28 protein-coding genes and 1 pseudogene are annotated in these 24,322 nt (G+C 38.6%); 5 read left to right on the forward strand and 24 right to left on the reverse strand.

Going from position 1 to position 24,322, the window contains the following annotated elements:
• Positions 1–65: 65 nt before the first annotated feature.
• The 4 genes from AC1TO4_RS07485 to AC1TO4_RS07500 form a co-directional block, all read right to left on the reverse strand.
• A complete protein-coding gene (locus AC1TO4_RS07485; RefSeq protein WP_482104792.1) occupies positions 66–437 on the reverse strand; it encodes an iron chaperone in 372 nt (123 codons plus the stop codon).
• A 175-nt stretch (positions 438–612) separates the two neighbouring features.
• Positions 613–1,869 (reverse strand): cytosine deaminase, encoded by a 1,257-nt coding sequence (gene codA, locus AC1TO4_RS07490; RefSeq protein ID WP_482104793.1) that lies wholly within the window; start codon positions 1,867–1,869, stop codon positions 613–615.
• Between the two features lie 305 nt (positions 1,870–2,174).
• Positions 2,175–2,591 (reverse strand): VOC family protein, encoded by a 417-nt coding sequence (locus AC1TO4_RS07495; RefSeq protein WP_482104794.1) that lies wholly within the window; start codon positions 2,589–2,591, stop codon positions 2,175–2,177.
• Between the two features lie 83 nt (positions 2,592–2,674).
• Positions 2,675–3,865, reverse strand: a complete 1,191-nt coding sequence (locus AC1TO4_RS07500) for a DUF4317 domain-containing protein (RefSeq protein WP_482104795.1) — start codon at positions 3,863–3,865, stop codon at positions 2,675–2,677.
• Positions 3,866–4,319: 454 nt separating this feature from the next.
• Between AC1TO4_RS07500 and AC1TO4_RS07505 the strand changes: the two genes are divergently transcribed.
• On the forward strand, positions 4,320–4,850 hold the full coding sequence (locus tag AC1TO4_RS07505; protein WP_482104796.1) for a thioredoxin domain-containing protein: 531 nt from the start codon (positions 4,320–4,322) through the stop codon (positions 4,848–4,850).
• 95 nt (positions 4,851–4,945) lie between these two features.
• Here AC1TO4_RS07505 and AC1TO4_RS07510 read toward each other — a convergent pair whose 3' ends face one another.
• The 11 genes and pseudogenes from AC1TO4_RS07510 to AC1TO4_RS07560 form a co-directional block, all read right to left on the reverse strand.
• Entirely contained in the window at positions 4,946–5,563 is a 618-nt protein-coding gene (locus AC1TO4_RS07510; RefSeq protein WP_482104797.1) for an NUDIX hydrolase, read from the reverse strand.
• Positions 5,564–6,043: 480 nt separating this feature from the next.
• The gene (locus tag AC1TO4_RS07515) at positions 6,044–6,562 is read right to left on the reverse strand and encodes a hypothetical protein (protein WP_482104798.1); all 519 of its coding nucleotides are present in this window, start codon (positions 6,560–6,562) and stop codon (positions 6,044–6,046) included.
• 279 nt (positions 6,563–6,841) lie between these two features.
• The gene (locus tag AC1TO4_RS07520) at positions 6,842–7,291 is read right to left on the reverse strand and encodes an SMI1/KNR4 family protein (protein ID WP_482104799.1); all 450 of its coding nucleotides are present in this window, start codon (positions 7,289–7,291) and stop codon (positions 6,842–6,844) included.
• 382 nt (positions 7,292–7,673) lie between these two features.
• Positions 7,674–8,024, reverse strand: a complete 351-nt coding sequence (locus AC1TO4_RS07525; RefSeq protein WP_482104800.1) for a transposase — start codon at positions 8,022–8,024, stop codon at positions 7,674–7,676.
• A gap of 1 nt (position 8,025) precedes the next feature.
• A complete protein-coding gene (locus AC1TO4_RS07530) occupies positions 8,026–8,814 on the reverse strand; it encodes a hypothetical protein (RefSeq protein ID WP_482104801.1) in 789 nt (262 codons plus the stop codon).
• A 168-nt stretch (positions 8,815–8,982) separates the two neighbouring features.
• On the reverse strand, positions 8,983–9,249 hold the full coding sequence (locus AC1TO4_RS07535; protein ID WP_482104802.1) for a hypothetical protein: 267 nt from the start codon (positions 9,247–9,249) through the stop codon (positions 8,983–8,985).
• 85 nt (positions 9,250–9,334) lie between these two features.
• Entirely contained in the window at positions 9,335–9,571 is a 237-nt protein-coding gene (locus tag AC1TO4_RS07540) for a hypothetical protein (RefSeq protein WP_482104803.1), read from the reverse strand.
• Positions 9,572–9,637: 66 nt separating this feature from the next.
• Complete coding sequence (locus tag AC1TO4_RS07545) at positions 9,638–9,760, reverse strand: T7SS effector LXG polymorphic toxin (RefSeq protein WP_482104928.1); 123 nt, start codon at positions 9,758–9,760, stop codon at positions 9,638–9,640.
• Positions 9,747–10,076, reverse strand: a pseudogene (locus AC1TO4_RS07550) (DUF4274 domain-containing protein); the annotation flags it as partial. The gene AC1TO4_RS07545 and the pseudogene AC1TO4_RS07550, both read right to left, overlap by 14 nt.
• A gap of 36 nt (positions 10,077–10,112) precedes the next feature.
• A complete protein-coding gene (locus AC1TO4_RS07555) occupies positions 10,113–10,487 on the reverse strand; it encodes an immunity 22 family protein (protein ID WP_482104804.1) in 375 nt (124 codons plus the stop codon).
• Between the two features lie 367 nt (positions 10,488–10,854).
• A complete protein-coding gene (locus AC1TO4_RS07560; RefSeq protein WP_482104929.1) occupies positions 10,855–11,376 on the reverse strand; it encodes a SecY-interacting protein Syd in 522 nt (173 codons plus the stop codon).
• A 349-nt stretch (positions 11,377–11,725) separates the two neighbouring features.
• Between AC1TO4_RS07560 and AC1TO4_RS07565 the strand changes: the two genes are divergently transcribed.
• Positions 11,726–12,040: a DNA primase gene (locus AC1TO4_RS07565; RefSeq protein WP_482104805.1), complete on the forward strand. Its 315-nt coding sequence runs from the start codon at positions 11,726–11,728 to the stop codon at positions 12,038–12,040.
• An 87-nt stretch (positions 12,041–12,127) separates the two neighbouring features.
• Here the strand turns inward: AC1TO4_RS07565 and AC1TO4_RS07570 are convergent, their stop codons facing one another.
• The 3 genes from AC1TO4_RS07570 to AC1TO4_RS07580 all read right to left on the reverse strand — a co-directional run bounded on the left by AC1TO4_RS07570 (position 12,128) and on the right by AC1TO4_RS07580 (position 14,860).
• Complete coding sequence (locus AC1TO4_RS07570) at positions 12,128–13,339, reverse strand: NupC/NupG family nucleoside CNT transporter (RefSeq protein WP_482104806.1); 1,212 nt, start codon at positions 13,337–13,339, stop codon at positions 12,128–12,130.
• Positions 13,340–13,793: 454 nt separating this feature from the next.
• A complete protein-coding gene (locus tag AC1TO4_RS07575) occupies positions 13,794–14,261 on the reverse strand; it encodes an Imm30 family immunity protein (RefSeq protein WP_482104807.1) in 468 nt (155 codons plus the stop codon).
• Between the two features lie 158 nt (positions 14,262–14,419).
• Positions 14,420–14,860: an SRPBCC family protein gene (locus tag AC1TO4_RS07580; protein WP_482104808.1), complete on the reverse strand. Its 441-nt coding sequence runs from the start codon at positions 14,858–14,860 to the stop codon at positions 14,420–14,422.
• Between the two features lie 285 nt (positions 14,861–15,145).
• On the opposite strand from AC1TO4_RS07580, the gene AC1TO4_RS07585 reads away from it, so the two are divergent.
• Positions 15,146–15,934, forward strand: a complete 789-nt coding sequence (locus AC1TO4_RS07585) for a helix-turn-helix domain-containing protein (RefSeq protein ID WP_482104809.1) — start codon at positions 15,146–15,148, stop codon at positions 15,932–15,934.
• Between the two features lie 153 nt (positions 15,935–16,087).
• Here the strand turns inward: AC1TO4_RS07585 and AC1TO4_RS07590 are convergent, their stop codons facing one another.
• The 3 genes from AC1TO4_RS07590 to AC1TO4_RS07600 form a co-directional block, all read right to left on the reverse strand.
• Positions 16,088–16,648: a signal peptidase I gene (locus tag AC1TO4_RS07590; RefSeq protein WP_482104810.1), complete on the reverse strand. Its 561-nt coding sequence runs from the start codon at positions 16,646–16,648 to the stop codon at positions 16,088–16,090.
• A 306-nt stretch (positions 16,649–16,954) separates the two neighbouring features.
• Positions 16,955–18,649 (reverse strand): alpha-keto acid decarboxylase family protein, encoded by a 1,695-nt coding sequence (locus AC1TO4_RS07595; RefSeq protein ID WP_482104811.1) that lies wholly within the window; start codon positions 18,647–18,649, stop codon positions 16,955–16,957.
• Between the two features lie 287 nt (positions 18,650–18,936).
• Positions 18,937–19,215, reverse strand: a complete 279-nt coding sequence (locus AC1TO4_RS07600) for a hypothetical protein (RefSeq protein WP_482104812.1) — start codon at positions 19,213–19,215, stop codon at positions 18,937–18,939.
• Positions 19,216–19,396: 181 nt separating this feature from the next.
• On the opposite strand from AC1TO4_RS07600, the gene AC1TO4_RS07605 reads away from it, so the two are divergent.
• The gene (locus AC1TO4_RS07605; protein WP_482101711.1) at positions 19,397–19,756 is read left to right on the forward strand and encodes a carboxymuconolactone decarboxylase family protein; all 360 of its coding nucleotides are present in this window, start codon (positions 19,397–19,399) and stop codon (positions 19,754–19,756) included.
• Positions 19,757–19,834: 78 nt separating this feature from the next.
• Here the strand turns inward: AC1TO4_RS07605 and AC1TO4_RS07610 are convergent, their stop codons facing one another.
• Positions 19,835–20,263, reverse strand: coding sequence for a MarR family winged helix-turn-helix transcriptional regulator (locus AC1TO4_RS07610; RefSeq protein ID WP_482101712.1), 429 nt, complete (start codon positions 20,261–20,263; stop codon positions 19,835–19,837).
• Positions 20,264–20,405: 142 nt separating this feature from the next.
• On the opposite strand from AC1TO4_RS07610, the gene AC1TO4_RS07615 reads away from it, so the two are divergent.
• Positions 20,406–20,900 carry a CarD family transcriptional regulator gene (locus tag AC1TO4_RS07615; RefSeq protein ID WP_482104813.1) on the forward strand — a complete coding sequence of 165 codons (495 nt, stop codon included), beginning with the start codon at positions 20,406–20,408 and terminating at the stop codon, positions 20,898–20,900.
• Positions 20,901–20,973: 73 nt separating this feature from the next.
• Here the strand turns inward: AC1TO4_RS07615 and splB are convergent, their stop codons facing one another.
• Positions 20,974–22,002: a spore photoproduct lyase gene (gene splB, locus AC1TO4_RS07620; RefSeq protein ID WP_482104814.1), complete on the reverse strand. Its 1,029-nt coding sequence runs from the start codon at positions 22,000–22,002 to the stop codon at positions 20,974–20,976.
• A gap of 410 nt (positions 22,003–22,412) precedes the next feature.
• Positions 22,413–24,239: a hypothetical protein gene (locus AC1TO4_RS07625; protein WP_482104815.1), complete on the reverse strand. Its 1,827-nt coding sequence runs from the start codon at positions 24,237–24,239 to the stop codon at positions 22,413–22,415.
• Positions 24,240–24,322 lie beyond the last annotated feature (83 nt).

Below are 24,322 nucleotides of genomic sequence, written 5' to 3' on the forward strand. Positions count from 1 at the left end.
TTCTTCACTAACACACCTTTTAGTGAAAGTAGAAATAGTAGTAATTTAAATAGGTTATCTATTTTTTATTTACGCCAAAAAGTTGAACAGTCTGCCTTATCCAATACATTAAAGTCGATCATTTTTTCAAGTAATGAAAAATCAATCGGACCATCCCACGGGATACGTACCAACTGCTGGGTGTGACCATAGCCAGCCTGCACAATTTCATCAGCGAGATGAATAATCCCTGCATTTTCAGGGGCAACAGCCAAATGTTTTTTAGCTGTGCTAAAACCAATAATATATGTGTCGTGATCGGTAAACATAGGCTGATTCCACGCGATTTTCGGCATTAAACTCGGATATTTTTCAGTTACCCATTCTAAAACTTCTTTCGTTCGGGCTTGATGTTGTGGGTCATCAATACCCGCTAAGTATTCTGCGAAAACTTCCATATGGCGCCCTCCTAATATAATAATTATGTAGTTCGGTGAAGGCGACTAACGAGGTAGCCGAAGCAATAAGACAGACAGTGAGTTTTCGCCTGGCTTATTGCGGAAGGCGTCCCCTATCATTAAGCGTTCTAGGTAGGATTCTTTATTTCAACATATATAGATACAAAACAATATTTTAAAAAATGGATATGTTCATTGTTGTCTCGGCGGGTTTCGTTTCGACAATCATTTCCCCATTCCGCATCGAATAGAGCACTGGTGCTTGCGTACGAATCGCTTCATATTCGGAATCAGCGTCAATCACAATTAGATTCGCCTTGTTTCCTTCTTTCACGCCATACTCGTCCTTCATGCCGAGCGCTTTGGCTCCATTTACTGTGATTAAATCTAGGGCTTTTACGATATAATTATGATCGGTCATGTGGCAGGCGTGCAAACCAACATCGACGACATTCATCAAATTGCCATCGCCGAGCGGATACCAAGGGTCCATAATAGAATCGAGTCCAAAGCTGACATTGATCCCTTCATCTACCATCTCTTTTACCCTTGTCAGGCCACGACGGACTGGATGACTGTCAAATCTACCTTGTAAATGTAAATTGGCTTTCGGCAACGCAACAAAATGAATGCCGGCTTTTTTCAGCGTTTGGAATAGCTTGTACGTGTATGCATTACTGTACGAAGCCATCGCGGTCGTGTGGCTTGCTGTCACCCGGTCACCCATGCCTAATTTCAGCGACTCCCCAGCGAGTACCTCCAAATACCTTGATTGGTCATCATCGATTTCATCGCAATGGATATCAACCAATTTATCATATTTGTTTGCTAGCTCAAGCGCCTTTAACACGGAACGGACCCCATCTTCACGGGTCAATTCATAGTGGGGAATCCCACCAACGACATCGGCTCCCATTTCAAGTGCTTTAACCAACAGTTCTTCCCCATTTGGTTGTGTATAAAGGCCTTCTTGCGGAAATGCTACGAGTTGCAAGTCCAACCACGGCTTAATTTCCTCTTTCACTTCCAGTAATGCTTCCAATCCTTTTAATGTCGGATCACTAACATCCACATGTGTCCGAACATGCTGTATACCATGTTTCAACTGCATTTTTATCGCCTTCAAGGCACGTTCTTTAATATCGTTTTTCGTTTCATTGGCGATTTTCTTTCTTTCAGACCAAATTTCGATCCCTTCGAATACAGATCCCGATTGATTCCACCTTGGGGTTCCGGCAGTAAGCACGTAGTCCAAGTGAATATGCGGCTCCACGTAAGGGGGTAGTACTATTTTTCCATTTAGATTGATGTTATTGAGATCACTAGACTCGCTTGTACCGGTAGCTGGTTTAATGGATTGTATGATACCGTCTCCCACTTCAATATCCCATCTACCTTTTTGACCATAGAGCTTTGCATTCTTTAAAATCATTTAACAATCCCTCCTTCATGTTAGTACCTATCTTATTATAGCAACGGGCATTGTTGAAGACAAGATTTCCAGTCGTTTCCATAATAGAAGTACTCAAAACTCCCTGAGTACGACCCTCTAACAATGTGAGTACTTATTAATGCTCTGTTTCATTCGGTCAGCTACCTTTCCCGTAACTTCACCACAAATACACTACAACTTTATAATATTGGAATGAAACGTGACTTGAAGTAGAGATACTTTTTCCAAAAAAGCATATCAATTTTATATAAAATTGATATGCTTTCATTTTAATTTAATTCTAATTAAGTTTTCTCTGAATAACTACATAGTTCAATTAAAGTGCCATCCGTTGAGGCGGGATTAATGTATATGAGCCTTCTTCCACGTGCGTTCGTGCGTAGTGTGTCCTCTAGAAAACGAACGCCACTTTCACTTGCCTCGCGTATTGCTATGTCCAAATCGTCAACTCGGTATGCAATATGATGCACGCCTTTTCCACGTTGCTTGATAAACCGAGCCATTGGAGAGTTCTTGTTGGTTGGTGCCAGTAATTCAATTACTTTATCTTCCGTTCTGACTACAGCAACATGCACTTCAACACCAGGTGCATCGCTTGTATAACGGTCTTCCACTAATCCTTTTAATACATTAATGTAAAAGGGAAGAGCATCATCAATGCTTCGAACAGCAATTCCAACGTGATCTAAAACGTATCCCAATTTTGCTCCCCCTTTCAGCTATGTCCTTACTATCAGCTACATTTATGCGAACCTAATGCATAGGATCGCCTTAGATTTCTTGCTTAATCCAACAGCTCTTCTTGAATCAGCTTAAATCCTTCAATCATCGTGTCTTCTTCCACTTCTATCAAAAGGCAGCGTTTTCCATTGTAATTAACCTGTCTGACATATCTTAAGTCTTGCGGGCTGATTGCGATATCCGCTACTTTCGTGCTGATTTTGATGGACTTGGATGTGTAACTTGGAACGACATGGCTTGCTTTCATTTCATACGTTTCGTCATCAATCACCTTTTGAAAAGCCATTTCCACTCTTTCCGTATTCACATTCTTCACGCCGCATGCCTTCAACACACGTTCCATCTCTTTCGTATCCAAGGTAGGGATGCTTTCGTCTTCCTCTTCCTCGTCTCCCTCATCCATCATGCGATTGATTTCTTCATATACGTTGGCGAGGGTCCGCGTATTCACTTCATCACCAATCACTTCTTTTACAATCTCTTCGAAGACGGCTTTGTCATCCGCGGCGGTCATGATATCTTCACCGTCCAGTACATTCTCGATGAAATTAATGTCCGGCTTATTCGCTTTGCCTGCAGCGTAAAGGACGTGATTGACATCTGCCGCGCCATCCGTAAAGCTAGGAAACCAAAATCCACCAATTGGAGACGCAAGATTAATGATGGGATCGGCTATCGTACTCGACTTAAACTCCCTCTCGATAAAGTCAAACACAAGTGAACGTTTCGGCAGTTCGGTCTGATTCATGCTACAAAGGATGAAAGGGTTCGTAAACACCTCATCCCGATTGTCTATTTCGGATTCATCTGAATTTCGTTTCGTCGGTTTATAATAATTTCCGCGAATGAACGTTACGACCAAGTCCTTTTCATATTGGACGTCCTGAACCATCTTCTGCGTGATACTATGCATACCCGCTTTCCATTCTTCAACGTCGTCTGTACGAAGACCTTCATATAAAAGCTGCTGCGTATGGGCCGTTTGCTCTTCCGCGGGACGCGTAAAACTGACTTCAAACAGTTTCACATCCAACTTTCCACCTAAAACCTTTTTAAAGTTGGTGAGGAATAATTCTTGTTCCTCCCGATCTAACAAGGGAAACGGCTGGCTCTCCTCATGAAAGATGTCAGTACTCTCCTGCTTAATATACACTTTATAAATATCAGTAATTTTCAGTAAATCAGTGTCCAACTTAAATTGTTTACGAATCGCTGCAATATCTTTCTTATTCATCTCAAATTCCAACTCCCTAGCTAGTATTAGAAAAGCGTAAGGCGCTGCTCAGCTCCGACAGGCATAAGACAGGTCGGCGGAGCGGCGTTCTTTGCCGCATAGTCGAACTGACTTATGACCCGAGGAGTTGGCGCCTGGAGCTAGATCACTAGAAATGCGTAATGCGCCGCTCAGCTTTTCACACGCCCTTATTATAGCAATATTTACGTTAAAGACAGGAAAGCAGTCTATTTTGAAAGACATGCGGATCAAAAGTCTTTCTTGTAGAAATGGAACTAAACGGGTAAAGCAAATCAAGTAAGCCATCTCGATAACAAGTCCACTTAAGGTATATTTTTAGTGTTTCATTTCAATTGGATTCAACAGCTTAACTAACTATTCAATACCATAATGTTTACAATCCCTATAGATATAGTATATATTTATAGCAGAAAGTTTGAAAGGGAGATTGAATATGACAACGATTAAAAATGATCATTTGAAATTCGGCAGTGCAGATGCACCTTTGAAACTAGAGGCTTTTATTAATTTGGCGTGCCCAGGCACTAAAAGAATTTATCATTTAGCAAAAGAAGTATTGCCAACATATATCGAAAATGGTCAAATTGAAGTGATTGTGAAATTATACGATAAACCACGCGAAGAACTTCTCCACGGCGCATTGATTCACTGGACATTCGACAACGCGAATCCAACAGAAACATTAGATGTCATTGGTAAACTCCTTGAAACACAACCAGAATGGCACGAACTATCAAATAAGGAATTAAAACGATTGCTTGTCGATAAATACAACTTGCAAGAAGAGGAACGCCTTGAAAACGTTGATGTTAGCTTGGCGATTACGGCTGAAGCGATTGAACGTGAAGTGAAAATTGTACCCACTTTATTCTTCAATGGTGAAAGGTTATTAGGTTTTACGTACGAATTAGAACCGGCTGATTTAAAACAAGCTGTAGAAACGGCATTGGCAAAAATTTCATAAAACGATCAATGAGGAATAGCTCATTCAATCGATTGACTAAGACAAGATCTCAAATCAGAGGTCTTGTTTTTCTTTGTGATTTTCAATGCATATGCTCATTTTATTATTTCTATAAAGTGTTTTAATATCCTAGCGGTTAAACCCCAAATTGTATACTTTTCATAATCGAAAAACCATTCTTCCACTGAACGAGCTCTCCATTGATACTGAGTACCATTCATTATTTTTTCAAACGGGAAGTTTGGTAAAGGCACTGGATCCACAGATATTAAATGCATATAAGGCTCATAGTTCAATAGCCATTTAATGGGAATTGTAAATACTTCTTCAACTTCATCTTTGTTATACGAATGGATAATTTGATTGTAATCAATGATTGCTACAAAGGGATAGATAACAAATGAAGACGAGGCAATGAACGGGCTTAATGTCCCTACAATCGTAACTGTTTCTGGGTCGACACCTAATTCTTCATGCGTTTCTCGTAAAGCGGCTGCCATTGGGGATGGGTCTGTGGAGTCGATTCGACCGCCGGGAAAACTAATATCACCTGGCTGTTTTCTCATGGTGAATGAACGTACTTCGAAAAGAATATGCCATTCTTCCTCCACTTTAACGAGTGGTAGTAAAATCGCTGAACGAAAAGCCGTTTGCTCCCCTATAAACAAGGGCTGACCTTCATTTAACTGATCCTTCAATTTGTCTAGAAACATGAAATCCCCCTCACCTCAATGTTTTATATTCTATATATCGTATCACTAAAAGATGTATGTTAAAAGAACCCTATTGAATCCGCTGCTGCGCTTTTTGGGGGGCCTTCCGCCATAAGCGAGGAATGATAAAGTGCCGGCTTGAATAAGGGCGGAATTCCCACTATAAACGCTTTGGTGCTCTGTGGATGCCCCCCAGCGAAAGCGCCTACATTATAATCATCCCCTCAACATATAGCGAACTTTTTTCCGTTATAATTAGAAGAACTTTCTGCTCAGGCGTCGCCTCTGTCCAAATCGGCTTCCCCAAAAGTAATCGCTGAATTTCCACACTGCCTTTGTACTAAACCATACCTACACTTTCTATAAATCTAGGAAAACACCTTCAATAATTCTTTATTTTATTGCTTATTCTTATCACCACAAACACAAATTACCATTATACAAAAAACCTTGAAAGGCATTTAGCCAATCAAGGTTCAATTATTTTTTATATTTCAATGCTTCTTCTAATATATTCTTTTCATGTTCTAACATACCACTGACTATAACGCCACAAACCATTTTATTTATGTCTAAAGCAAATCCCACATTATCATTTTGTATAATTGACACAGTATCATTTTCCGAAAATGAAATTAATACCTTATCAATCCCTATATATACATTCAATTTACTATTTTCATCTATATACGTCTCATCGTCATATTCTTCAACTTGGAAATTAGGTATACCTTTAATCAAAGTTATATTTGTCATATCCAAGTTCGAATTTTCTATCTTGTATACGTTTTCACTTAAAGTTAGTGTAATAGAACGAATATTCCCTTTATACTTCCCTACTCCTATTTCAATTAAAGATTTCTTGAAATCCCCAGTTCGCCAATATATCGTTGGTTCCTTTGATATATTCCAAGTACCGAATTCTATATTAATCGGTGTATAAACATCATATTCAATATTCACAGACTTACTTTCTTTATACTCTGTTACTTTTAACATAATCATGTCTCCTTCTAAGGTCTATATACAGCGCGCTTTGTAGTTAGCTATATAATGTAATTCATTACTAATTCTATTTTTAAGCCAACTAGCCTAATTAAATTCGTAAGTTTTTGTCTTGTTACCAGTATTAATACTTCGTATGTTTAAAATGTCATCTCGACTAATTATCGTACATTTTTCATAAACAAAATATCATTATACAAATCCTTGTAGTAAAACCATCAAAAGTTTTTGAGTTTCTTTGTTTCAGTTATAATTTCTTTATATTTATCTATCTTAAATATCTTCTTCCCATGCTTCTTGTGCATCCAACAACCTTTGTGATAAAAACTCATAAAAGTTCTTTGCTGTGTTGTAGTCATCAAGTCCCCCAGGTCTATTCCAAGCTATTACTGGGCACTCATTATTCTCCATTTTGCTTGTATATAGGCAATAAACATATTCTCCAGCATTTTCGATAACTACTAAATCCTTTTCCAATCCTAAATCTCTATATCTCTTTGTGTTAACAACAACAAGAGCTCTATTTGACCTAGTCACTCCTGAAATATCAACTCCAAATAATCCACCAGAACCATATGTAGTTAAAAACCACTTAAAACTTTCTGGTAATTCCACCCCTAGCTTATTTTGGACAAGATTGATTTGACTTTCATCTACTCGACCAGTAAAGTCATCTGATTCCATATGATCATTTATAAAATTTGTTAATTCCTCTTTATCCATATATGGTTCCTCCTTTTACAAGTCGCTTTTCTCGATTTGCTTAGCTCTCCATCTCCATCTCCATCTCCATCTCCATTATTTACCCCTAAAGTTATCGTATTGCTTTTTTAATACAGGATCATTTCTAAAGCTCCCACCATTCTCCACCTTGTAAGCCCTATATGATGTTTCAACAAATTATATAGTACGTACAACACCTTTAAAACGTATGACCTATTTAAATCTATTCTATAAATAAGAAGCGGTTTATTCGGCACTAGGTAGACCCACACAAAAAAGAAACCTTGAAAGGCATTTAACCAATCAAGGTAATCGAATTCATTTAAACTATTTATATATTTTAAATGTGCTCTTTATAAGACCTCTGTACTAAAAAATCCAATTAACTGTTACTCTCTCTTTCTTCTATGAATTCTAAAAAGGAATCTTGCAGTTCTCCTTCCGTATCAATAGAATCAAGCAGTAATTTAGGCTCTAAAGAACAATCTTTTAAAGTCGAACTTCCATCAATTACTCCTAGCATGTTTGAAATAGTATCAATCATAGTTTGTTCAATTATGTTCATACATGTATCTTTATTTTCGTCTGTTAAACTATCGTAGAAACCAACAGCTTTTTTCCAATAATCATCTGTTTTAGAAGTAACATTCGTTGTTTCATACAAGTCTTTGTATACTAGAAGGTTCTCTTTAACAATAGAATCATAAAGTGATTTAACAAAAATATCATTCATTTTATTTCCTCATTTCTGGGTACATTTTTTTGTTTAATTCAATAAGTTCTTTTAAAGCAGAATTCGGTATGTCATCATAGACTCTTCTAAGTTCCCTAATATCTCTTGCCAATAACTGTCTAGGATTATCTATTCCTTTTGTACTTCTTGAGACTATTCCATTAGGTCCTTTAATGGTGTGCCCCACCTTTGGAACATTAATTGCAGGTGCAGTATTTAAATCATAATTATCTACTAATTTCTTCGTTGCTGCCTTCTGTCCTGCATGATGCGCATCAAGCCCTTCTACTCCTTTAAAATCTTTATATGCTCCAACTTGATATTTACCCGTACCCTTACCAGTAACATTTTCAACTTTCTTAGGACTTATCCACTTCACAACTGGATTTTTCCTAACAAGTTTAATACCCGCGTTACCCGCTTTTATCGCCTTCCCAAAAGGGGTAAACGAGGCTACTGCCAATCCCTTGGCCGCGAAGGAGGCATCGCGATTCGTGATTGTATTTAAGTCATCCAGGAATAAAAAGTTAGCTACGCCCAACCCGGCTTTATCAATGAGGCTCAGTTCTTTTGGTCCGTAATCCTTTGAAACACGGACGACTCCCTGGTTCATCATGATGTATTCGCCCGTATGTGGATCGATTGCGTAGTCATTCACTGGATTACCTACATGTTGTTCTTTTTCCATTGCGGCATAGAGTGCCTTCAACTGCTCATCTTCAGAAGTATTTGCCCCTACTAGATTGCCAGGTTCATCACCGGATCCTTGTCCGCCATTTACGCCATCCATCCCAGTGTCCGTTGCGCTAAATCTGTTTGAGTGTATTTTCCACCTGATTATCGTCCTTTTCATAAATTCTTTATTTATTGCTTATTCTTATCACCACAAACGTAAATTACCATTATACAAAAAACCTTAAAAGGCATATTAGCCAATCAAGGTTATTCTTTAATTTCATTAAATTTCCACCTTGTTCTCAATTAAATACTTATATCCTAATTTTTCTTTAATTAAGGTTATAGCGTTTTCTACCTTCTTAAAAAATACGATCTTTTCATTTTCATTTGAAAATCCTTTGAACTCAAAGTTGATAGCATTGTCTTCAAATAGACTATCGTATATATTCTGTATCTCTAAAAGCATATTATCAATTTCGTCTTCATCCTCAAGTTCTCCAACTAAATCATTATCAACTAATTCACCTTGTTCATTATATATCCACATTGGATAGCATTAATATTCCAGAAATATCTTAATAATGTTCATGGTTCTCCCCCTTTTTATTATGATAATGATTTTGGATTTGCCCCTACTGCTGAAGTTCTTTTGGTCCGTAATCCTTTGAAACACGAACGACTCCTTGGTTCATCATGATGTATTCGCCCGTATGAGGATCGATTGCGTAGTCATTCACAGGATTACTTACATGTTGTTCTTTTTCCATTGCGGCATAGAGTGCTTTCATTCTCTCGTCTTCAGACGTATTCGCCCCTACTAGATTGCCAAGTTCATCACCGGATCCTTGTCCGGCATTTACGCCGTCCACCCCAGCCGTCTGTGAACAATCCTTCGATATCAGAAATCCATGTTTCCATCGTCTTCAGATCATTCTCTATCGGGTGAGGACATTTACATTATAGCTTTTGAATTTCATGAAAAACTGTAACAACGGCAGGTGGCACTCCGCATAAAATGCACGGATCGCATCCCCCCCTTGTCCTTTCTGTCTTAAAATTTAGATTTATTAGTTTATTATAAATATTTAATAAAAAACCCTTCCACTCTTCTAATGCTGAATTTGAATCTTTCTCTGGGTTTTCTAACATTCGAAATCCATCTGCGTAATGAAACATTAGTAATCCTGTTCCTAAATCACATTAATCATTTTCAATGAGTGCTTTTGGAACAACAAACCCACTATTCCAGTTATAATTTGCTGCAAAAAAATGGAGTATTAGTGGATTGTCTACATTACCTAATTGACTGATTATATAATTTTTATCCGTATAATAAAGCAGTTCTTCCAGAAAAGTAATTTCTATGTTACCCATCAATTAAGTCTATTCTCCATACTTATAAGTGTTTTCTTACTCATAATTTGTAGTAGTAATAAAGTCAAAAGTATTAGTTGAAGTAATTTCATTGTTATACTCAAAGTTATATATCAGAATTACTGCATTATATGATTTCTTTAAGTCTATACTTTTCTTAATTTGTGGGATGATAATTTCTTCATACGAACACCCAGCTAATAATGTGGAAATATCACTACTACTATTCTTATTGACCGCTTTTTCTATAGTATCCTCATCTGTTTCATCCATATCAATATTAAAATCGATAAAAAATTTGGAAGGTACAGACTCGCCATCCTCATCATACGTTAAATCTACATACTCTCCTATAGAGTCCTCTTCTTTAATATTACCTAACCAAAAAGAAACCCATCCTCGTTTTTCCATTATAGTATCCTCCTACTTTAATCTAAGACCTTCCGGTAAAGATGAAACCCCACCCTCTAGCCTATAATTAGCCTAATTATTAAGTCGTCTTACAAATGTATTATAGTCGTTAGAAGTATCTATTATTGCTAACAATTCATTATGTACTTTAGTTGAGCCTAAACCTTGTTTCCAAGTCATTCTCTATTAAAAAGGGACCTGGTACTAACACAATTTGTAATTGTATCAGAACTAGGTACCTTAAATTCATATTAACCCCTACAAACACGATTGTTAATCTTTATTAACTAAATAAATGACAGTCATATGACGCTAAATATAATTACTGAATTGCTGATTTTGCAAGCAATAGTTAAGACTTTAAGTTTCACCTTTTAAATTTGAGATTTAAAATCAATTCCTGAATATTTTCAGTAATAATATCGAAAGTACCTCTCTGAAAATCTTCTAAATAAACTTTTCCACATTTATTCTTAACTACCACTAACAATCCATTACCCTCAAGTCCTATAGGTATGTTTTCTAATCTGTTCCCATGATTTTTCTTATACCCTTTTAATACCTCTTGAAATGAACTTAATTCAATACTTGGTAAGACAGGCTCTAATTTTATATAATGATTGTTGATAAAACCGTCTAATTCTGCGAACCAATATGAATTAAAATACTCAATTATCGTCTCATGAAACTCAATTCCAAATTCCTCTTTTAATTGCTTGAAATCATGTAAATCTTTTTTTTCTACAGGTTTCCATGAAACATATTCATCTTCATCAATTTCACCTTCAAAGATTATTGAATTATTGGTTTCATCAATTACTGGAGTTTTAAATAGAAAATCTAAACCCCCATCCGCTAAGTCTCTTCTTAATCTAAAATATTGTTGCATCGCTTCTTTAGTAGACAATTATATCCTCCTTCACTTTTTTAAGAATTTTTCAAGTAATATAGCATAATCATTATCATTTCCAAATGATAAAAAACGAGTCTATACCTATACCTTCTTTATATTGGATGATAACTTTCATTAAAACGATGACGTCTTCTTATTTTACAAACTATACTCAGTCAACTCCAGGGGCGCCCCGCAAATCATGATAATTCAACTGAATCGGTATTCTTTTGGCATCTAATTATTTACTCAAAAAACGGACTACATGATTAAGAGATTAAAATCGGGGTATATCAAAGACATGCTTCACTTATACAAATAGACAAAAAACTTGGAGGAGATTATAATGGCTTTGAAACTAACAGGAGAAAAGAAATGGTTGAAACTTGGTGCAGCAACAATCCTATCGGTCGGGATGCTTGCAGCTTGCGGAGACGGTGAAGACGATGATGTCAATGTGGATGTTGATGATCCTGTAGAAGATGTCAATCCTAGTGACGATACAGATGTGGATGTAGATACTGACGATGGAACGGATACAGATGCGGACGCAGATACTGACGATGGAACGGATACAGACGTGGACGTAGATACTGATGATGGTACGGATACGGATGCAGACATTGAGGATGGCAGTGATGATGATGGCACCGAGGGTTGATCAGAAAAAATGTTAAGCGCTAAGCTTATAAAAGGACTGAATGGCACAATGGCCATCCAGTCCTTTTTGGTACTCAGAATATAATTTTCAAATGAACATTCCAGCGATTGAAGCACTTAATAAGGAAGCTAACATGCCTGCTGCGACTGCTCGCACGCCAAGTTTAGCAATGTCAGGACGGCGACTCGGTGCAATAGAACCCAATCCGCCAATAAGAATTGCTAATGAACTTAAATTCGCAAAGCCGCACAGCGCAAAACTTACAACAATGACAGTTTTAGGACTGAGTGAAGGTATTTCAGGTGCAAATGACGCATAAGCAACAAATTCATTCAACACAAGTTTTTGGCCTATGAATCCCCCTGCAGTAACCGCTTCCGACCAAGGAACGCCGATTGCAAACGCGAGCGGTGCAAACAAAACACCAAGAATCCCCTCAATCGTCAACGACTCAAAACCAACTATTTTACCCAGCCCGCCCAGCATTCCGTTCATTAAAGCAATAAGCGCAATGAACGCCAATAACATCGCACCGACATTCAAGGCAAGTTTTAATCCATCCCCTGCCCCACGTGCCGCTGCATCGATGACGTTCACCGATTCCTGATCTTTTTCCATGTCAAAGGTTGTAACTTCCGAACTTTCCGTTTCCGGTATAAAAATTTTCGCCATTATCAATCCTGCCGGTGCAGCCATGAAACTTGCCGCAATCAAATACTCAAGAGGTATGCCTAAAAGTGCGTACCCCGCCATAACAGAACCGGCGATAGACGCAAGTCCGCCCGTCATGACTGCAAAAAGCTCTGACTTCGTCATTTTTGCGATAAACGGTCGAATGACAAGCGGAGCTTCCGTCTGACCGACGAATATATTCGCGGCCGCTGACACCGATTCCGCCTTACTCGTGCCAAGCAGTTTCGATAATGCGCCTCCGATCAGTTTGATAACCATCTGCATAATTCCAAGATAATACAACACTGAAATCAAGGAAGAAAAGAAAATGATGATTGTCAACACTTGGAACGCAAAAACGAAACCGAATTCTTTAACATCCGCCGCCGGACCGAAAAGAAATGCAACCCCTTCGCCAGCATAGTCAATGACATTTTGCACGAGGTCGGAAAACGCTACCAAGCCCGCTCTACCTGCTTCCCATTTCAAGACGATGAATGCAAACGTCACTTGTATGATTAAACCAACGACGATAGTGCGGTAATTAATCGATTTCTTTCCGTTAGAAAAAAGAAATGCAATTCCTAACACGACCACTATCCCTAAAAGTCCCCACAATAAATTCAACAGCTACACCTCTATAATGGAATTTCTCCATTTATAATTTTGTTTCAAACTCAATAATTCACACTATTTATTACCCAACACATTCGTCTGACGTCGGACAACTAAATGATGATATCAAACGAAATGGCATAAGTAAATGAATTGTGTGAAGAACAAGAAAAACTATGTTTTCATAATGATACAACGGTTAGTATTCCACAAATTTTCGAAATTACCCATCTTTAATTTGACGGAATTTTTATGTACCCACGCATGATAACATTTCCAAAATAAAAGGCAGCCAACTGTTGATTTAACGGGTTCGATTGATGGGGAGTAAAACGCTATTGACAGCTTAAATATCAAACTAATCTATGTTTCAACAGCAAATAAAAATATAAATGGCAAATAAAAACGCTCAGAAATTTGAGCGTTTTTTGACACATATTATTTTCCTTATTTCACTAAAGGGCCGTTAGCTATACAAAATTGTTTTTACCTCTTCAACTTTGTCCTTGAATTTCACAGGGTCTTCATTCTTGATTTCATTTAATAAGTTAACTATCGTCTCCTGGACTTGCACGTTAACCTCTTTCAATACTTCTGCAAATAACTTTCTATATTCATCATGGTTTAGTATCCTAAAATGCATAATTTCTACCCATTCTCTGCATTTTTCAACGTTAGCAGGAATGGCATTAATCTGTAACTTCAAACTTTCTTTTGGAGAAAGTTCACCTAAATATTCTATTGTGTGTATTAAACCCCACATTACTTCTTCGTGTTCGGTGTCATCTTCTAATACATCAATCAATTTTCCAATTATACGATAATCATTTGTTTCAGATATTTCTTCTAACGCTTCTTCAAATAATAAAATTTCCTTTTCAGTTCTCATAAAACGATTTAACTTCAAAGTATTTATTGCATTATTTAATTTCACACGACCACCATCTTCAATTCCAAATTTTTATATGTAATATTTTAACATTACTATTCCGTTATGCTGTCATTTAGTTGAATAACAATAAAGGCTGCCTCTCGATAGTTCTGCTAATGCACTCCGTTAGCTTAAAAAGAGGCGTAGCTATTATTTATATTTCACTCTAGATTTTCAGCTAATTCTTTTATTACTTTTATTGATTCAGATGCAAATTCAACCGAGGCATCATAATAGTCTTGCCCATTTTTCAGAAGTGAAAAATTGCCAATTTCAATTTCCAGTAAAGTACTATCATTTAGGTCTTCTAACTGATACAGATATGCTACGTCACCTTCATTCGGTTTTACTTCCCAATTCGATGAGTATAGGGCTATTTTTAATCCCTTCATTTCTACTGCCTTAATAATCGTTGTAACAGTCTGTCCACCGTTAGGATGCGCCCAAACCACTTTACTATCCACACCCATATTTTCACTAGGATAATTCTCTGGTAGTTCATCCCACTGCGCTACAAATTTCGGGTTAATGAGAACCTCCCATACTTTTGAAGGAATTGCCTCTATATGAATTTCAGCCTTCACAATTAGTTTGTTGGTCATAATACTTACCTCCTTTAAAAGCAATTATATACTGAATTTATTTCAGTTATAATTTTATTGACTTAAACTGCACTGTTCGTGAAAATGCGCCTCTACTTGTTGTAAAAACACAACGAGCTAGCTTCACTGACTTCGTTGGACGCCTCGAAAGATTCTTTAGAGATTTCACTACTTCGACCAACTACATGCCTGCCTACATCCAATAAAATAAAAAAAATTCTTTTTACATTCTTGTCCACTTTCCCTCACTTTTCTTCTATATAAAGAATAAAGGGGATATTCTTTATGACAACTTACCTTTCTGAATACGCATACTTCACAAACAAACACGATTTAGACGCGGCGACTAGGCAACACGTACTCACGAATTGGAACGAAATGAACCAAACAGAGCGGGCTGTTCTCGATATGATCCGTCGTTACTCTGTTAAATATGGCGCTGCACACTTAAAACACGAAACAATCGAAAAGGCCATCAAGAAATCCAACGCAACTGTCCGACGTGCCATTCGCAAATTAGAAAAGCTTGAAATCATCGAACGCATTCACTATATCCGCCCTGTCATGAGCGGTCTAGGTGCCAACATTTATGTCATTAAACCTACTAATGACCAGTCGAAATTGAACACCCCGGAGATTACCGAAAAGCCTTCTGGCAGTAGGGTTGAACCTGCTAAACCGCAAACCGAAGCTTTTCTTTCTAAAGCGCTAAGTAATAAAGATCTTAAAAGAACGTCTCCTCCGGAAATTGTTCCTGCAAAACTTTTCGGCAAGATGAAATCTCTTCTTTCTTCAACAATCGGAGATAGTAAATTAGCACGCAATTTTTACGGCGTCTACCGGAAACAGTCCCTGCAAATGCTGAAATTCAGTATCCATGAAGACAAAGGGGAACTTTTCGAGCAATTGGCCATGCAGGCACTACGTATTTCAATTCAAACAACAAAGCTTAAAAACATTAGGAATCTACCTGGTTATTATTCAGGCGTCTTGCGCGAACTCATCGACAAGGCTTTGTTTAGTGAGGCATTTATGGATTATGACGTGCCATTTGAGGGGTTTTTCTACCGCTAGAAGTCATTCTATCTGAGGAATAATTGACCCAAAAACTTTGACTATAAGACAGGTACCTCTTCTTAAGGTCAAAACTTTTTTATCTTGATTCACCTATCCTTCCAGTTCTTAATCTTAAGGGTCCGGATTTTCAGGTACTTCTGGTTCGGACTCTTAGAAACTACTGGTATTACAGTCATCCCCTTCCTTCTTTTCTGGATAGTAGTTAGTGAATTTTTTAAAGCACCTTATTGTTACAGCTATAAATAGAAAAGTAGCCACTATTGCTAGGCCGAGGGAGCTTTTCAGAAAATTTACTATGTATCCGGCTTTGGGTATATGAAATTGTAGCGACCCAATAACCAACTCCTTTGGAACAAGGTCTTGATCGCTAATATTATTTGCATCTCCTTTTGTTTGAAAGAATATGTCATTCTTTTTGTCAACGACATCTACAATTCTGTGCGTTATTAACGTATTATTGCTGTTTTTAAACGTAATTATGTCATTCACTTTTGCTTCCTCTGAGTTAAAGGTTTTAATCACTAATAAATCCCCGACTTTAAGGCTTGGTTCCATACTTCCAGTTAAAACGGTCGAGCTCATGTATCCAAATATAGTAGGAGGTTTCCCGGGGGTATTACTGGAATGCCATAGTGAATAGATAGAAGCAAACCCAACAATTATTAGTAAGGTAGCAGTACAACTTCCTATCCTTCTAAAATACTTTTTCACAGCAATAAATCTCCTTTTTTAAAAATTCATCAAGTCATTTATCAATCTCTTGTGGATTCATACACCTACACAGAAAGGGAAATTATCATTGCGTTAGTTGTAGTATTGAAAAGTATTTTTGTGAAGCGGGGGTATGAAGCATGTCCTACTTATTGTCCCAAGTCGTTGGTCACATTACTTTATGATAAATACGAATCATTTATTCCACCGACCTACAACAAACAATCTTGCAATCGAAAAATTATAAAAGCGCACTCCGCGGAGTGCGCTCAATGCAATATCCTTATTTAAAGTAACAGCATACAGCTATTCTTTCAGACGTTCCTGTTCTTCTAAATGCTTGCGGAGCCGGATCAAATAATCCGGTGCATCCATAGGGTCAGTGACAATCATTTCAATCATGCACAGTTGGCTCGTTTGTGCTTGCTCCGCTGCTGCAATCGCCTCATCCAGCTCTTTGTTGGTACGCACCGCAACCGTGAACGCTTTACCGCCAAAGGCTTCAGCTAGCTGCGTATAATTCCAGTCCGGAATCTCGTTGTACTGCTGGTTGGACGTTAAAACATTCAAATACTTCTCAATCGTGTAGCCGCTGTTGTTGAGGATGAACAGAATCGGACGGCAGCCATTATCCAGCATTGTGCTGATTTCTTGAACCGTCACCTGCAGCGAACCTTCTCCCGTAAACAGCAGCACACGTCTGTCCGGTTCCGCGATGCATGCCCCGAATGCGGCAGGCGTTGCATAGCCGATACTTTGCCAACCTTGCTGGCTAATGTATTCAACCCCTGCTGGAAGTCGCACTTGTGACATGCCGTATGAAAAGGTTCCAGTCTCAACCACAACAATGTCTTTGTCCGTCAACATCCGCTGGAAGCGTGGATAGTAAGATTCCGCCCGGATTGGCTGCTCCGGCTCGCCAGATAGTTCATCATAAGGGAAGGAAACCTGAGGTAAAGCGCCACTTCGGGACCAACCACACGCGCTCAAGGCAGCAATGAGATCTGCCGCCATCACCTGCTCGTACATGGATTCCCCGACCCGTACAAACTCGGGCTGAATGTCGATGAGACGAAGACGATCAAGCTTTGTCGTTTCTTTAGCGGAATTCGTGTCGTTCCAAATCATGCCAACCGCAATCACACACTCCGCGCTTTCTACGATTGTACTGACCTGTTCACTTCCTAATGCTCCGCCGTATACGCCGATGTAATTCGGATGGCGTTCATCGAAGCTACTCTTGCCCATCATAAGCGAAGCAGCCGGTACGTTTAAATTCGACGCGAGCTGGTGAACGGAATCTCTGAGTCCATAGCGGAGCGACAGCATATCCGATAAAAGCACTACATTGTTCGTCCCATTCAACAATTTCGTTATTTGCTGAATCGCTGCCTCAAGCGCAGGTTTGTATGTCGTGATTTTTTTCACTTCCGGAACAACGCGCTGGACGATGGGCTTTGTGACCAAATCCATAGCTACCATCAAATAAACCGGCTTGCGTTTTTGTTTAGCTATAAGGATTGCTGCTGTAATCTCCTGTTCGGCATTTTCCGGCGTCACGATTGCTGTGTAGGCGCTCAGATGCGAATACACTTGCCGGAATACGTCAAAATCGCCGTCCAGCAGGGAATGATGCGCTAGTTTATGCGCCTGCTGATCCATTGATTTGGGCGCTCCGACGATATGTATGAGAGGTACATATTCACTGTTCGCACCCGCAATAGAATTGCAGGCGCTCATCTCGCCAACGCCAAAAGTTGTAATGAGCGCCGATAGGCCACGAAGTCGTCCGTAACCATCAGTTGCATATCCCGCCCCCAGCTCGTTGCGTCCATTGATGAAACGGATTCCATCATATTGCTCCAATGTATCCAGAAGGCTGAAATTGTAATCACCGGGAACACCGAAAACTTCGGTAATGCCTTCCGCTTTTAAGCTGTCGAAAAGATACTGTCCGAGTGTGGGCGGGTGTGTTGGTATGGGCTGTTGCATTTTATCCATTTAAATATATTCCTCCTTCACGTTTTTCACAGGATAGCTATTTCCGTAACCAATTGAGCGTTTCGGTAGCTACTCTATATATCTAAATTACCCCATTTCCTCATGCCTACTCCCAATTTCTCGTCGGTTCTATCCGTTCATACGAAAGAAACACTACAACAAGCCGCTGTAGTGTTTCTTTGCTGTTTTTCTTCCTATTTGAAGGGGTACATTAAACTAGGTAAGTAAGACGAGAAATGAATCACACCCAAAAGCTTTGTGAAACCTGCGGGGGTAATCGCTTCATCTTACTGCTCATTCACAATCCCATTGACTGCATTTAATTGCTGCTTCATCAAATCTAGCTGTTCTTTGTTTTGCTGGACTGAATTTGCCGGCTCATCCTGCTGTTCTGCATGTAAGAACGCCTTGTCCGCACGTGATAGCGAATTGAAAGCATGCTCAACTGCGATTTCTTCTGGATGTGTCATTGCTTGCTTCACCGCACGATCCGCCTTTTGAACAGAGTTGCTTAAAAATGTGTTTGGATTATCCTTTTTCCAACTTGTTTCAGAGCGCTTAGCCATTTCTACCTCTTCCCTTCCTCCAAATAAATTTAGTTACAGCGCGCTTAGTATTGTGAATTATTCTTAAAGTATGCGCGGCTCAGGCTATTTCAATTTAAAAATAAGGCATTAATTTAACCTCAAAACTATGCATACCTTCCTCCGCCTTAGCTAATACTACCCTCGAACAGGAGGGTACAAAATGGAGGAAATTACGTATTCAGAAGCCGTATTACAGGAATACAAAGTTGGCATGGGCAGTTTCGCAGAAAAATTGCCGGATGTGACCAAGGCTTTTCATGCATTCACTGAGTCGTGTTTCGAAGACGGCAAATTGAAGCAGAAAGACAAACAGCTAATCGCACTCGCCATTAGCGTGCACGCTCATAACGAATATTGCATCCTTTACCACACAAAGGGTTGCCTGGATGCGGGTGTTACTGAGGAAGAAATGATGGAGGCCATCGGAGTGGCTGCAGCTCTGGGCGGCGGTTCCGCAATGAGCCAAGGCGTAACCATTTGGCAAGATGCCCTCGAAGACTTTACAGGAATCGTACTATAACAATGAAAAGGAACAAATCCTGTCAAATGGATTTGTTCCTTTTTTAGTATGATAACTATGAGTTGAGTAAACCCTAAACTATAAGCCCCAATCCAATTTCAGAAAGTCTTTAAGAATTTTTAACTGTCCAGGATCTAACTTATTTGCGATTTCTGTTTCTAAATTTGCCTTCAACGACTCATTTTTTTCATAACACTCTTCGCCTAATTGAGTTAATCGTATGCGTTTGTTTTTTTTGTTATTTTCCATGTTGTTAATTTCAACTAAGCCTTTTGCTTCCAAGCTTTTAATGACTTTATGGGTGGCTTGCCTGGATATATCCACATGTTTGGAAACATATGCAATCGTAGACTGTTTTTTATAAACTCTCGCCATGATGAACCACTCGGAATTCGACAAATAAATATCACTGCTGGCATTCCATCGTTTTTCTGTTATTTTTCTCAGTTGAAGATGTCGTTCGCTTAATATATCTATTAAATCTAAGTTTTTTAATTCCAAATCCAACCATTTCACCCCTAAAGATATCTTTGCACCTACTATATAAAACCACTACTCCATTGTCAACCAAATTGACAATTTAGTGAATTTGGCGTAAAATGAAAATTGTAAACTAAATTGACGATTGTAGAGTTGGAGGCTAACAGGTATGTTTAATATTGGAGATGTAATTATTTATTCGTCACATGGATTATGTCAAATTGACGATATATGCGAAAAAACCTATGGTGACAGTACGGGAACCTATTATGTATTGCATCCACTTGATAATGCGAGATTAATCATAAATATCCCTATTGATAGTGAAAAAATTGTCATGCAGAACGTCTTAAATAAAGAAGAGGCGGAAGAGATTTTGCATTCCTTCCAACAGCCAGGCATCGAGTGGATAGAGAACGGCAGAGAGCGTACGAAAAAATATAAAAGTCTTGTAAACACAGGAGACCGTACTGTAATTGCTTCAGTGGCAGTTACGTTAATGGAGAAAAAGCGTGAGGCGGATGCAGACGAAAAGAAACTCGATGGAGATGATCGAGTTCTTTTGGCAAACATAGAAAATATGATGTATAAGGAATTAGCGGTGTCGTTGGATACTTCTTATGAAGAAATATCCAAAAAAGTTAAGAACTTGGTTAGTAAATAAAGAGTAAGTGATCGCTTTGCAAGAAAAAGCGTAAAGCCCCAGTTCCCCAGGGCCTTACGCTTTTTTTGACGACTCAAGTAAAGTACTCCAACTTTGCATTCGGAAAGTACTTTTCCATATAGCCGTATAGATACATTTTTATTTCGTCCTCTTCGTCTTTTTGGTAAATATACTTACCGATTCCGTACTTGCCCCATTTGTAGCGTCTTTTTTCTTCATCTAACTCCAGTTTTGTCTTTGGGTAGTTCTTTTCAATCACTTTTTTCGCGGGCTTCGTAAATCGGTGTTGAATGAATTCAAATGTTATGTCGTCTCTTGCATCTTGCGGCAATTCCTCGTCAAGCCGCTTAAACAAGTGGTAATAGCCTTCCTCCCAACCTTCGTGAAGGTAGATGGGCGCAACGATGAAGCCTAGTGGGTAACCGGCTCTTGCCACTTTCCCTGCAGCCTCGATTCTTTTATCCAGAGGAGAAGTGCCGGGCTCGAAATTCTTAATGACGTAATCAGCGTTTACGCTAAATCTGAAGCGCGTATTGCCATTATGCTTGGCATCCAGTAAATGGTCGACAAAATGGAATTTCGTCACAAAACGCAGCCTTCCTAATTCTGTTTGGCCAATATGTTCAATTGCTCTTTTTAATGAGTGCGTTAAATGGTCAATTCCCACAATATCGGATGTACACGCAGCTTCGAACCGGGTAATCTCGGGTGCACGTTCTTCGATGTATTGATCAGCCGCTTCTAAAATCTCCTCCACGTTAACGTAAGTTCGAATATAGGGTTTGCTGCCCATCGTCGTTTGTAGATAACAATAATGACAATGCCCCATACAACCGGTCGCAAGTGGGATTGCGTATTCAGCTGATGGCTTGGATGTATCGAATTTCAACGTTTTTCTTATGCCTACAACCAAGGTGGACTTTGCGATACGGTATTTTTGAGCGTCCGTATCACCCGGCAAATCCCGAATTTGATTATGTGATGTCGTAAAACGTGTTTCAATCCCCATGTTCTCGAACTTTTCCTTCAGTTCTTTGCCAAGCGGATAATCAAGTGCATTTGGCTCAAAATAAACAAGCTGTGGTGTAAAGGGTTTATTCATACCGTGAATTACCTAATCCATAATTAGTATCCATATGATCACCTTTCTCCTTTTTGTATAGCTTGTCTTAAAAGTGAGAAATTATGAAAATGGAATTAAAGAAATGTACCTGTGCTAACACAATTCGGAATTGTATCAGAACCAGGTACCTTAAATCACAGTGAATGAAGGTAATTCATCAGTTGAAAGAAGCGTCAAGGAAATCGAGTTATTCTTTGACGCTCCTTTTAAAAATGACTTTGTGCTCACATCTGGTACGGTTCCCCGTGATGGAGCTAAGTGAGGTTTTGTCAATATACCCGATGAAATTAGACTCTATTCCATAGTAGAGTCAAGTCCTATAATCGAGGAATACCAAATTAATTTAATCCTTTTTAGATAAATATACAAATACTGAATACATTCTTTTACTATTTTCCCAATAATCTTTTTGCTAGCTGGCGGTCTTCTTTATCTTTTGTCGTAATTGCAATATTTTTAATAATTTCCTGCAAAGCAGGTTGTTGCGAAATCGATGGAGACCATCCTTCTAGTACACTGAGTGCATGGTATTGCAAACTCCCATTATCTGATGCAAGAGCAGCTTGAATCAATGATAACCCCACTCCTTCGTGCCCATACAAACCTTGAACAATGCATTGCAGACAATGTTGTTCTTCATCTGACAGACTCGATAACGATAAATGCGTTTCCGCAAATGTGCAAATGTTTTCGATATACTTACGATTATTAGTATCCATAACCGCTACATATAGTTCACTGTTTTCGGGATATTTCTCTAGCATATCAAACAAATTCTGCGTAACGTCTAATTGATAAAAGAGAGCGATTTCAAGTGCTTTCATATTGTTTTCTTGCTGTAGTGCATCCATTACAAGCTGTGGCCATTTGGGTTCATTTATAAAGGGTTGAATCGCTTGCTGAATAGAAGCGTACTCTTGTTTTTTCCACTGATCGTTAAACCGTTCTTCCCAAACTTCACCATCGGCATTTAAATATTCACTTATTTTCATTAACGGATAAAAATCCTCAAGTGTTTTACAGTGCGTACTCGCATGGTAAACGAAGCGCGAAAGAACTAAGCTTGCATATGGATAGTCTTCGATGCTTTCTGGAGCACGCTCATTAAGAAGGGCTTGGATGATATGACCTGCTCCATCATATAGCTCTTTCGAAATCGCTTCTTCGTATAGAGCTACATCAAGTTCTCCTTTTACGGCACAAATATAGGCTAAATACTCATCCATAATTACATTTCTGCAGCCCTTTGTCAGTAACCATTGTTTTATTTCTGGCGTCGTTGCTTCCAATTGTTCAACAGCTGTAATCTTCCCCCAACCATAAACGGACTGGGCAAGTTGCCAAACCTGGTTGTTTGCCCGCATTGTGCCATTTTTCAATGCAAATAGGACAAAGGGTGTAAACTCTTCATGCATGCCCAATGTGAATAATAGCTCTTTATATTTTTCACAATTCGTACAACCAAGTACGGTGATTGAAAACTTTACAACCTCTCTATGTGCTGCATGCTCTAGAAGCCATAATGCCTCTTGTTGTACACGGGATTCGTCAAATTGAGCTTGCTGGAATCGTTCAATGAATTCATCACTGTAGTTAGCCATATTGTCAAAAATAATTTTTTCGTATGTACCTTTTCGTGTTTTGGTAGAAGGGTGATTTAGCTGCTCTTCAAAAAGCTTCAGTAGTTTCTTTACGTAAAATGGTGTAGGTATGTCATCTACAACATTATCGAACATACCTGCAGCCAATCGTGGATGATTTTCATCATACAAATATTCTTCATCTGGTAAATGATCATCTACTATTTTGTTGTGCGTTTGAATTTGTTGTTGAATAAAGGGAACAATTTTTTCTTTATTATCCCATGGAAGAAAGTCTAACTTCAGGGAGTCGTCTAAAACCGTTTCATTATCTATTTTCACAATACAATTAAGCCGTACATATCCACCGAGTTTAACGGAAATGACATGCTTTGTGCCATCTGCCAGATCAAGTATCCCTGATAACTTGGAATACGGGATAATATGGGAAATTAAAGATTTTCGTTTGTTCCTATCAACTGTTACACCATCAATGATAAGTAACTCTTCTTTCATCTGGTTTATAACTTCAATACGATGCCCTCTACAGTCCATCTTCCACGTTTTATGTACTTCTTTTTCTACGTCTTTCTTTATGTTACGCATCTCACGTTTAAATTCGTCCTTAAAGCCCATAAAGTCCTCCTTGAAGTAGGAATCGAATACAGTATAATTTGTACTCGATTCCAATTCTTTTTTGCGAATCTATATTTTTAATG

The organism is Sporosarcina sp. Y838 (assembly GCF_056786515.1).

Excerpts from the sequence above, each read along its gene's own strand:
- AC1TO4_RS07485 (WP_482104792.1), bottom strand. The coding sequence starts at position 437 with ATGGAAGTTTTCGCAGAATACTTAGCGGGTATTGATGACCCACAACAT.
- codA (WP_482104793.1), bottom strand. The coding sequence starts at position 1,869 with ATGATTTTAAAGAATGCAAAGCTCTATGGTCAAAAAGGTAGATGGGAT.
- AC1TO4_RS07500 (WP_482104795.1), bottom strand. The coding sequence starts at position 3,865 with ATGAATAAGAAAGATATTGCAGCGATTCGTAAACAATTTAAGTTGGAC.
- AC1TO4_RS07505 (WP_482104796.1), top strand. The coding sequence starts at position 4,320 with ATGACAACGATTAAAAATGATCATTTGAAATTCGGCAGTGCAGATGCA.
- AC1TO4_RS07510 (WP_482104797.1), bottom strand. The coding sequence starts at position 5,563 with ATGTTTCTAGACAAATTGAAGGATCAGTTAAATGAAGGTCAGCCCTTG.
- AC1TO4_RS07515 (WP_482104798.1), bottom strand. The coding sequence starts at position 6,562 with ATGTTAAAAGTAACAGAGTATAAAGAAAGTAAGTCTGTGAATATTGAA.
- AC1TO4_RS07520 (WP_482104799.1), bottom strand. The coding sequence starts at position 7,291 with ATGGATAAAGAGGAATTAACAAATTTTATAAATGATCATATGGAATCA.
- AC1TO4_RS07525 (WP_482104800.1), bottom strand. The coding sequence starts at position 8,024 with ATGAATGATATTTTTGTTAAATCACTTTATGATTCTATTGTTAAAGAG.
- AC1TO4_RS07530 (WP_482104801.1), bottom strand. The coding sequence starts at position 8,814 with ATGGATGGCGTAAATGGCGGACAAGGATCCGGTGATGAACCTGGCAAT.
- AC1TO4_RS07535 (WP_482104802.1), bottom strand. The coding sequence starts at position 9,249 with ATGTGGATATATAATGAACAAGGTGAATTAGTTGATAATGATTTAGTT.
- AC1TO4_RS07555 (WP_482104804.1), bottom strand. The coding sequence starts at position 10,487 with ATGGAAAAACGAGGATGGGTTTCTTTTTGGTTAGGTAATATTAAAGAA.
- AC1TO4_RS07560 (WP_482104929.1), bottom strand. The coding sequence starts at position 11,376 with ATGCAACAATATTTTAGATTAAGAAGAGACTTAGCGGATGGGGGTTTA.
- AC1TO4_RS07565 (WP_482104805.1), top strand. The coding sequence starts at position 11,726 with ATGGCTTTGAAACTAACAGGAGAAAAGAAATGGTTGAAACTTGGTGCA.
- AC1TO4_RS07580 (WP_482104808.1), bottom strand. The coding sequence starts at position 14,860 with ATGACCAACAAACTAATTGTGAAGGCTGAAATTCATATAGAGGCAATT.
- AC1TO4_RS07585 (WP_482104809.1), top strand. The coding sequence starts at position 15,146 with ATGACAACTTACCTTTCTGAATACGCATACTTCACAAACAAACACGAT.
- AC1TO4_RS07595 (WP_482104811.1), bottom strand. The coding sequence starts at position 18,649 with ATGGATAAAATGCAACAGCCCATACCAACACACCCGCCCACACTCGGA.
- AC1TO4_RS07600 (WP_482104812.1), bottom strand. The coding sequence starts at position 19,215 with ATGGCTAAGCGCTCTGAAACAAGTTGGAAAAAGGATAATCCAAACACA.
- AC1TO4_RS07605 (WP_482101711.1), top strand. The coding sequence starts at position 19,397 with ATGGAGGAAATTACGTATTCAGAAGCCGTATTACAGGAATACAAAGTT.
- AC1TO4_RS07615 (WP_482104813.1), top strand. The coding sequence starts at position 20,406 with ATGTTTAATATTGGAGATGTAATTATTTATTCGTCACATGGATTATGT.
- splB (WP_482104814.1), bottom strand. The coding sequence starts at position 22,002 with ATGAATAAACCCTTTACACCACAGCTTGTTTATTTTGAGCCAAATGCA.
- AC1TO4_RS07625 (WP_482104815.1), bottom strand. The coding sequence starts at position 24,239 with ATGGGCTTTAAGGACGAATTTAAACGTGAGATGCGTAACATAAAGAAA.